This is a genomic window from Bradyrhizobium nitroreducens, assembly GCF_002776695.1.
GTDB lineage: Bacteria > Pseudomonadota > Alphaproteobacteria > Rhizobiales > Xanthobacteraceae > Bradyrhizobium > Bradyrhizobium nitroreducens.
Map to the genome: position 1 here is coordinate 8,143,463 of NZ_LFJC01000003.1, position 8,594 is coordinate 8,152,056.

The 8,594-nt window shown below is 65.8% G+C and carries 8 protein-coding genes and 2 pseudogenes; 7 read left to right on the forward strand and 3 right to left on the reverse strand.

Translation table 11 applies throughout. The features are described from left to right. The 5 genes and pseudogenes from TSA1_RS40880 to TSA1_RS38435 all read left to right on the forward strand — a co-directional run. Positions 1-136 (forward strand): annotated as a pseudogene (locus tag TSA1_RS40880) (chemotaxis protein CheW); the annotation flags it as partial. A gap of 32 nt (positions 137-168) precedes the next feature. After that, positions 169-555, forward strand: a complete 387-nt coding sequence (locus TSA1_RS38420; protein WP_008137245.1) for a response regulator — start codon at positions 169-171, stop codon at positions 553-555. A 60-nt stretch (positions 556-615) separates the two neighbouring features. Continuing rightward, positions 616-1,494 (forward strand): CheR family methyltransferase, encoded by an 879-nt coding sequence (locus TSA1_RS38425; protein WP_100180865.1) that lies wholly within the window; start codon positions 616-618, stop codon positions 1,492-1,494. A 2-nt stretch (positions 1,495-1,496) separates the two neighbouring features. Further along, positions 1,497-1,814 (forward strand): hypothetical protein, encoded by a 318-nt coding sequence (locus TSA1_RS38430; RefSeq protein WP_027563592.1) that lies wholly within the window; start codon positions 1,497-1,499, stop codon positions 1,812-1,814. A 141-nt stretch (positions 1,815-1,955) separates the two neighbouring features. Then, complete coding sequence (locus TSA1_RS38435) at positions 1,956-2,459, forward strand: response regulator (RefSeq protein ID WP_100180866.1); 504 nt, start codon at positions 1,956-1,958, stop codon at positions 2,457-2,459. 53 nt (positions 2,460-2,512) lie between these two features. Here the strand turns inward: TSA1_RS38435 and TSA1_RS38440 are convergent, their stop codons facing one another. Further along, positions 2,513-2,824, reverse strand: coding sequence for a hypothetical protein (locus TSA1_RS38440; protein ID WP_100180867.1), 312 nt, complete (start codon positions 2,822-2,824; stop codon positions 2,513-2,515). 149 nt (positions 2,825-2,973) lie between these two features. Between TSA1_RS38440 and TSA1_RS38445 the strand changes: the two genes are divergently transcribed. Then, positions 2,974-3,609, forward strand: coding sequence for a response regulator transcription factor (locus TSA1_RS38445; RefSeq protein ID WP_100180868.1), 636 nt, complete (start codon positions 2,974-2,976; stop codon positions 3,607-3,609). 175 nt (positions 3,610-3,784) lie between these two features. On the opposite strand, the gene TSA1_RS38450 is transcribed toward TSA1_RS38445, so the two are convergent. Both TSA1_RS38450 and TSA1_RS38455 read right to left on the reverse strand, forming a co-directional pair. After that, on the reverse strand, positions 3,785-7,378 hold the full coding sequence (locus tag TSA1_RS38450; protein ID WP_100180869.1) for a PAS domain S-box protein: 3,594 nt from the start codon (positions 7,376-7,378) through the stop codon (positions 3,785-3,787). After that, positions 7,356-7,775 (reverse strand): response regulator, encoded by a 420-nt coding sequence (locus tag TSA1_RS38455; protein WP_100180870.1) that lies wholly within the window; start codon positions 7,773-7,775, stop codon positions 7,356-7,358. Before TSA1_RS38455 ends, TSA1_RS38450 begins: the two co-directional genes overlap by 23 nt. Before the next feature lie 182 nt (positions 7,776-7,957). Here TSA1_RS38455 and TSA1_RS38460 point away from each other — a divergent pair. Beyond that, positions 7,958-8,515, forward strand: a pseudogene (locus tag TSA1_RS38460) (methyl-accepting chemotaxis protein); the annotation flags it as partial. Between the last annotated feature and the right edge of the window lie 79 nt (positions 8,516-8,594).

Genomic DNA, 8,594 nt, shown 5'->3' on the forward strand with positions numbered 1-8,594 from the left:
AGAAAACCCCGTCAACCTCGACCCCCGCATGGCCAAGCTCGCCGGCGGCGTCCACCGCCTCGACGGTCAACTCATGGTCGTCCTCGACGTCGATCGCGTCCTCGAGCTCGAAACCAAAGTGCAAATGGCCGCGTGAGCTAACGAAAACATCGGAGCCGGAGAACCAAAATGAAAACCTGCTTGGTGGTCGACGATTCCAGCGTCGTGCGCAAGATCGCGCGCCGGATTCTGGAGGGTCTCGAGTTCGAAGTCACTGAGGCCGAGGACGGCTCGAAGGCGCTCGAGATCTGCCAGCGGCAGCTGCCCGACGCGGTGCTGCTCGACTGGAACATGCCCGTCATGGACGGCTTCGAGTTCATGGGCCACATGCGCCGCCTGCCCGGCGGCGACCAGCCCAAGGTGGTGTTCTGCACCACCGAGAACAACGTGGCGCATATCGCTCAGGCGCTCAGCGGCGGCGCCAACGAGTACATCATGAAGCCTTTCGACAAAGACATTATCGCCGACAAGTTTGCTGAAGTCGGCTTGCTCCCGGTCGGACAAGCCATGGTCTGAGCGAATCTGGTCCGCGCGTTTTGGCCAGAGTGTTCCAGTACAGCTTCGAAGAGGCTACCCGTGACCCCGACCGAGTATGAGTACCTGCGCAAGTTCCTGAAGGACAATTCAGGGCTCGACCTGTCCGCAGACAAGCAATATCTGATCGAGAGCCGCCTGCTGCCGCTCGCGCGCAAGGCCGGGCTCTCCGGCATCGCCGAACTCGTGCAGAAGCTGCAGGGCGGCGCGCGCCAGCTGATCACCGACGTGGTCGAAGCGATGACCACCAACGAGACCTTCTTCTTCCGCGACAAGGTCCCGTTCGACCATTTTCGCGAACACATCATGCCCGAGATCATCAAGGCACGCGCGGCCAAGCGCAGCGTGCGCATCTGGTGCGCCGCGGGCTCGACCGGTCAGGAGCCCTATTCGCTGGCGATGTGCCTGAAGGAGATGGGCGCGGCCCTCACCGGCTGGCGCGTCGAGATCATCGCGACCGATCTGTCGCAGGAGGTGCTGGAGAAGGCCAAGGCCGGCGTCTACAGCCAGTTCGAGGTGCAACGCGGCCTGCCGATCCAGATGCTGGTGAAGTACTTCAAGCAGACCGGCGAGACCTGGCAGATCAATCCCGAATTGCGGGCGATGATCCAGCACCGGCAGCTCAACCTGCTGCACGATTTCGCCCAGCTCGGCACCTTCGACGTCATCTTCTGCCGCAACGTGCTGATCTATTTCGACCAGGACACCAAGATCAACATCTTCAACCGCCTGGCGCGCCAGATCGAGCCGGACGGCTTCCTGGTGCTGGGCGCGGCCGAAACCGTCGTCGGTCTGACCGACACGTTCCGCCCGATTCCGGAGCGGCGCGGCCTGTACAAGCCGAACGATCCGCGGGCCGCAGCCGCCAAGCCGGCTCTCGGCGGCGCGGCGCCGCGCCTCGCGGCCATGGCGGGACGATAGACATGGCCGAGGATGGCAAGGGTACGGAACGCGTGACTTTCAGTCGCGGCTATGACGTCTGCATCATGGCCATCGACGGCACCTGGCGGCGCGACTGCAAGCTCAACGCGATCTCCGACACCGACGCCATTCTCACGGTGGAAGGCTCGATCCAGGGGTTGAACCTGAAGGAGTTCTTCCTGCTGCTGTCGTCCACGGGCCTCGCCTATCGCCGCTGCGAGCTGGTCCGCGTCAACGGCGCCGAAATGGACATCCAGTTCCTGCGTGGCAAGAACCGGAAGAAGCGTGGTGCGGCCGGCGGCCATGACGCCGCGGCGTGATCCGCCGCGCGGGCACGGCCCATTTTCCGATCGCGTGCTTCACACTTTCTGAAGAGATCCGAACGAATTCGCCGCAGCAGCTTTACGTGGCCTAAGCGCGAACCGTGTATCCGTTGACGGTCTCACTCTCAGGATACGGAAATGCCCAGAAGCTCTCTCTCGCCCATCTCTTCAAACCTGCCCGACGGCACCGAACGGCGTGCGCTTCAGCTTCTGGTGGTCGATGACGACGCCACGCAGCGCAGCCTGATCACGGTTGCCGCCAAGCAGGCCGGCCACGAAGTCACCGTGGCGCCGTCCGTGGCGGACGCCATCGAGAAGCTTCGCTCCGCCCGCTTCGATTGCGTGACGCTCGATCTCGTGCTGGAGGACGGCGACGGCATCGAGGTGCTGCGCGAGATGGCGGCGGCGAAGTTCGGCGGCGCCGTGATCGTCATCAGCGGCATGGACGGCAAGCGCCGCAGCGCAGCGCGCAGCTTCGCCCGGTCCGTCGGGATCGAGCTCCAGAGCCTGCCGAAGCCGCTTGATCTGGCGGCCCTGCGCATCAGCCTCGCCAATCTCGGCAAGACCGCGATGGGCCTTCCGGCGATCCACACCTGGGGTGGTGTCGCCACCGATGCGATCGTGGAGCGGCACCGCGCCTGAATGCGGGGCGGCCATGCGACGGGGCGCGGCGGCTGCGCCGCGCTGGTTGCGATCTACGCCGGGTTGCCGGATTCCGACAGACATTGCAGGGCGTGGCCGAGGCCCGCCCGACATGCGCTGAGGGCGGCGCTCGCCGTGGCATAGCGCGGCGTGACGTCGTCGAGCACGATAATATCGGCGGAACCGGCCGGATCGCCGCACGCGAAACCCGTTTCCAACGTGTCGGCTTCCATCATGGCTGCGTCGATCAGGCGCATGCTGCTCTCGATCCGAGTGATCAGGGCGCGAAGATCGGCGGCGATCAACCGACGGCTGTCAGTTTCAGCCATCGCGGCGAGCGGGGGTGTGCCGGCCAAATTTAGCATGGATATTCTCCGTACCCCGCAATTAGGCACCTTGCCGCTACTTGTGCGTTAAGTCCATGTCCCGTACAAATACGGGTGGGCCGAATCCGCGCCGAACGCCATAACAGGAGGCGCGGACGCGAGTCCTTCATGCCAACCGGATGTGGCACATGGCCGAACATAGCTCTCGCGGTGAAATCTTCGTGGTCGATGACGACCCTGCCGTTCGCGACACCCTGTCGATGGTGTTGAAGGCGGCGGGCTATGAGGTGATCTGTTTTGCGGACGGCGCGGCACTGCTCTCCGTCGCGCGAAACCGCACGCCGGCTGCGATCCTGCTCGACGTGCACATTCCCGGAAAGTCGGGCCTCGACATTCTGAAGGAGCTGCACGGCGAGGACTATCCGGCCCCGATCTTCATGATCTCCGGACAGGGCGACATCGCGATGGCGGTGGGCGCGATCAAGAGCGGTGCGCTCGACTTCATCGAGAAGCCGTTCCGCGGCAGTGAGATCGTCGGCCGGCTCGACGAGGCGATCGGCGCCTATGCGCGCAGGCAGGCGGAGAACGCTTCGCCGAAGTTCGGCTCGCTGCATTTCCCCGGGCGCGAGCCGCTGACGCGCAGGGAGCGCGAGGTGCTCGAGCAGTTCGCCTCCGGTGCGTCCAACAAGGAAGCCGGCCGCACGCTCGGCATCAGCCCGCGCACCATCGAGGACCACCGCGCCAACATCATGAAGAAGCTCGGCGCGCGCAACGCCGCCGACCTGATCCGCATCGTGATGACCGCGGCCCAGCGCGCGTCGTAAAGCGGTCTCGTGCCCCGGACGCAGCGCATCATGCAATGATGCGCTGCCGAGCCGGGGGCCATCTCCCTCACCGACGGTTTCGTAGCCCGGATGGAGCGCAAGCGTAATCCGGGACTTGCGCGCGCCGCACGACTGTTTCCCGGATTGCGCTGCGCTCCATCCGGGCTACGGAAGCTCAACCGCTCAGCGCCTTGCGGATGATCCGCGCCAGATCCGATTTCCGATAGGGCTTGGCCAGCAGCATCACGCCGGAATCCAGCCGGCCGTGATGGATGATCGCGTTCTCGGTATAGCCCGAGGTGTAGACCACCTTGAGATCGGGCCGCGTCTTCATCAGCTCGTCGGCGAGCTGCCGTCCGTTCATCTTGCCGGGCATGATGACGTCGGTGAACAGGAGGTCGAACGGCTCGCCGGCGGCGACGATCGCGAGCGCCTCTGCGGCATTCGCGGCCTGCAAGGTGACGTAACCCAGCGAATGCAGCTGTGCCAGCACGTAGTCGCGCACCAGCTTGTCGTCCTCGACCACCAGGATGGTCTCGTGTCCGCCCTCGATCGCCGCCGGCGTAACGCCCTCGCCGACCACTGCCGGCGTCTTGCCGGGCGGCAGGTACATCTTGATCGTGGTGCCGTGGCCTTCCTCGCTGTAGATCTTGATGTGGCCCGCGGACTGCTTGATGAAGCCGTAGACCATCGAAAGCCCGAGGCCGGTGCCCTTGCCGGGTCCCTTCGAGGTGAAGAAGGGGTCGAACACCCTGGTCAGTATGTTCGCCGGAATCCCGGTGCCGGTGTCGCTGACGGCGATCAGCACGTAATGGCCGGGGCGCACGTCGTTGACGCTGGCATAGACCTCGTCGAGATAGGCGGCGCCGGTCTCCACGATCAGTTTGCCGCCGCCGGGCATGGCGTCGCGGGCGTTGAGCGCGAGGTTGAGGATCGCGGTGGTGAGCTGGTTGGGATCGACGACCGCGACGCAATTCTCCTCCTCGAACACCGATTCGATCTGGATCTGCTCGCCCAGCGTCGGACGCAACAGCTTCGCGGTGTCGACGACCAGCGCGTTGATGTCGATCTCGCGCGGCTGCAGCGGCTGCTTGCGCGCGAAGGCGAGCAGGTGCTGGGTCAGGTCGGCGCCGCGCGCGGCCGCCTCGTCGATCATCTTCGTGATGGCCGCAAGCTGCGGCTCCTTCTCGACGGCCTCCGCGAGGATCTCGATCGTGCCGGTGATGACGGTGAGGATGTTGTTGAAATCATGCGCCACGCCGCCGGTGAGCTGGCCGATCGCCTCCATCTTCTCGGCGTGCCGAATGCGCTCATCAGCCGCGATCTTGTCGGTGAGGTCGCGGTAGAACACGTTGAACAGCAGTCCTTCGCGGCGCTTCAGCGCGGTGACGCTCAGCTCGGCCTTGAACTCCTTGCCGTCACGGCGGCGGCAGATCAGTTCGCGGCGGCGGTTCAGCGTCCTGCCGTCCTCGTTCTCCAGGAACTGCTTCAGACCCGCCCTCGCTCTCTCGCGTTCGCTTTCGGCGACGATGAGGTCGATCGTGCTCTTGCCGAGCACCTCCTCGCGGCGCCAGCCGAACAGCTGCTCGGCCTGCGAGTTCCAGTTCAGGATGCTGCCGGTCTCGTCGGTCTGGATGAAGGCGTCGAGCGAGGTCTCGACGATGTTGCGGGCGAGCCGCTCGCTCTCGCGCAGCGATTCCTGCGCGAGCCGCGCCTCCGTCATGTCGCGTCCGACAAAGTAGAAGCGGTGCGCCTGCTCGGACCAGCTGCCGAGCCAGGATAGCCAGACCTCGTGCCCGTTCTTGTGGAAGCAGCGGGTGTCGGCAGGCTTGATGCGCTCGCCCTGACGCATCGCGCGCATCTCGGCGCGGGAAAGTTCCAGATGATCGGGATGAATGAAGTCGGCGCCGCTGCGGCCGATCATCTCGTCCGGTCGGTAGCCGAGAATGGTCTCGCTGCTCGGACTGACCTGCGCGATATGGCCCCGCGCATCCATGATCATGATCAGATCCTGCGAGGTGTCGAAGATCTGCCGGCGCTCCTCGAGCTGCTGCTGGAGCTGCCGCTCGGCCCGCCGCGCCTCGGTGAGGCTGTGCGCGGTCCCGGAGACGCCGATGATCTCGCCCGAGAGCCCCCTGATCGGCGACAGGCTGAGTGAGATTTCGACCGGCGTGCCGTCCTTGCGCAGGCGCACCGTCTCGAACCGTTCGACCGGCTCGCCCCGGGCGATCCGCGCCAGATAGTCCTTGCCGTGCGCGCGTCGGTCGGGCGGGACGATGATCGATGTGGGCTGGCCGATCGCCTCATCCGCCGAATAGCCATACAGACGCTCGGCGGCCGGATTCCAGCCCGTGATGATGGCGTCGAGCGTCTGCATCACGATCGCGTCGTCGGATGATTGGACGGCGGCGCTGAACAGGCGCTCGCGCGCCGCATGATGGCTGCGTGCCGCCTCCGTGCGGCGATGCTCCGCGATTTCGCGTTCGAGCGCGGCCGTCTTCACCCGGGTCTCCTCAACCATCCGGGCGAAGGCCCGCGCCAGCACGCCGGTCTCGCCGCTGGCATCGACGGGAATGTCGGCGTGATGCCCGCGGCCGATCGCCTCCACTGCGGCGGTCAGACGGCCTATCGGGCGGGTCAGCGAGCGCGACAAGAGGATAGCGAGTGAAGCCGCGGCCAGCACGGCGAGGATGCCGACCAGCAGCGTCGTCTGTTGGATCGCCGCGGGGACCAGGCCGAACACAGGTGGAGGAATCGTTTCGATGATCGCGACCCATTCCTTGCCAGCCAGCAGCGCAGGGGCGATCACCGCGCCGCTCGGCCGACCCCACCCATCGTTCAGGAGCCGCGTGGTTCCTTCCTGCGTGCCAGCCAGATTCGCGAAATAGGGGAAGTCCTTGCGCCAGTCGTTGGGACCATTACGCAAGGTGCCGAATTCGCGCGCGCGATCGGGATGAACGAGATAGTCGCCGCGCGCGTTCACGACGTAGATATCTCCTTCCGAGCTGGTCGCCGAACGGACGTGGGCGAGCGCCGGGCGCATGTCGACATTCGCGACGATGATGCCGAACGGTTTGCCGTCTGCCGCGAACAGCGGCATCGCGGCGCGCAGCGTCGGAACGTGTGGGTCCGTCGTGCCCCCCTGGCGGGTGGCGAGAACGACGGGTGACACATAGATCTCGCCGGGCGCGAGCCGGATCGTTTCCCGGAAGTAGGGTCGATCGCTCTTGGTCTCAAGTTCGCTGTCCGAGGCGATCCGGGCTGCGCCGTTTGGCCCGGAGCGGTCGACGCGGACGAGCTCGCGCTGGTCGTTATCGACGCCGATGATCCGAAACTGTCCATAGATGGGTTTGGCCTCGATCTCGGCCTCGAGTCTGGCCGCGATACGCTCGCGCCAGGTTTGCTCCGAGACGCCGTCTGCAGGATCAACTCCGCCGGCAACGTGAGCGCGGATGAGGCCCTGGATGGCTGCGGCGGCGCGATAGCCGATCAGATCGCCGCGCACTCCGGACACGTAGGATTCGAGGTTGATCGCGAGCAGGCGTGACTGCGCCTCGACCCGCTCCAGCACGCGCGGAATGACGGCCTGCGTGGTGTTGCGATAGCCCAGCCAGCCGACGGCAGCCACGGTGACCGCCACCAGCAGGATCATTGCGACAGCGAGCCGCGTGGCGAGCGTCACGGGGATGCTCGCAGGACCTCCCCGATGATCGCGGTCGATCTGGCCTGAAGCAGAGGAGCCCTCGTTATCGGCGGCCGGAGTTGACATCGGACCCCTCCGGCTCGCCCGCCTTCAGGCAGCCTTCGACCGCGGCGAGCAGCGCGCTGGACCGGAAGGGCTTTTGCAGGCTTGCCACGGCGCCGAGCTTGGTCGCCATCTTCAGGAAGTCCGGTTCCGCATAGGCATCCGGCGTGATCGATCGGCCGGAAATGACGATGATCGGAATGGCCGGGGCCAGCGCCCGGATGTGACGCATCGTCTCCAGCCCATCCATGCCCGGCATGAAGATGTCGAGAAACAGCAAGTCGAACCGGCCCGCCTCGAACTGCGCAAGTCCCTTGCGGCCGTCGCCGGCGACGGTGACGTAATGACCGGCCCTCTCCAGGAGCAGCCGGATCGTGATTTGAACGGCCGGGTCGTCATCCACGATCAGGATGTTGGCCACGTCTGAATTCCTCCCGGCCGGACAGGACATTCTCACCGGCCGCAAATCAACCATCAAAGATGAAATTGTTGCGCGGATTCCGCCCTGCCTGCAAGCACTTCGCGAACGGCGCGACTCGGTTTGGACCGGCCTCGGCGGGGCTGCCGGCATTATGCATGGTTCCGTGCACATGGCATCGGCGCCAGGCGATCGCGGCCCAGACCAATCTCCTGGCGCTCAACGCCACCATCGAGGCTGCACGCGCGGGCGAGGCCGGCCGCGGCTTTGCGGTGGTGGCCTCCGAGGTCGAGGCGCTGGCCGACCAGACCCGCAACGCGACGCAGGACATCGCCCGCCACATCGCCGCGATCCAGAACTCGACCGGCAGCGCGGTCGCCTCCGTCAAGGAGCTGACCGCCGCCATGCGCCGGATCGACGAAGTCACTGCGGCGATCGCCAGTGCGGTGGAGCAGCAGGGCGCGGCGACGCGGGAGATCTCGCAGAACGTCCAGATGGCGTCCTCGGGGACGCAGACGCTCGCCACCAGCATCGGCACCGTCTCCGGCGCGATCACGGAAACCAGCCGCTCGGCGGACGACGTGATGGGGGCGGCGAACGAGGTCTCGGGGGCATCCGAGCGCCTTGCGGCCGAGGTCCAGGCCTTCTTCGTCAAGCTGCGCGGCGGCCCGATGGATCGCCGCAAGAGCCGCGATTCCGACTATCGCGGGCCGGAACGGCGCAATCGCCGGAACGCCGCGTAGTGTCCTGAACCAAAAGTTCGTGGCATTTTAGGCCTTGGCGGGCAAACTGTAAGCGCAGAAGCGCTCGATCGAACTAAGG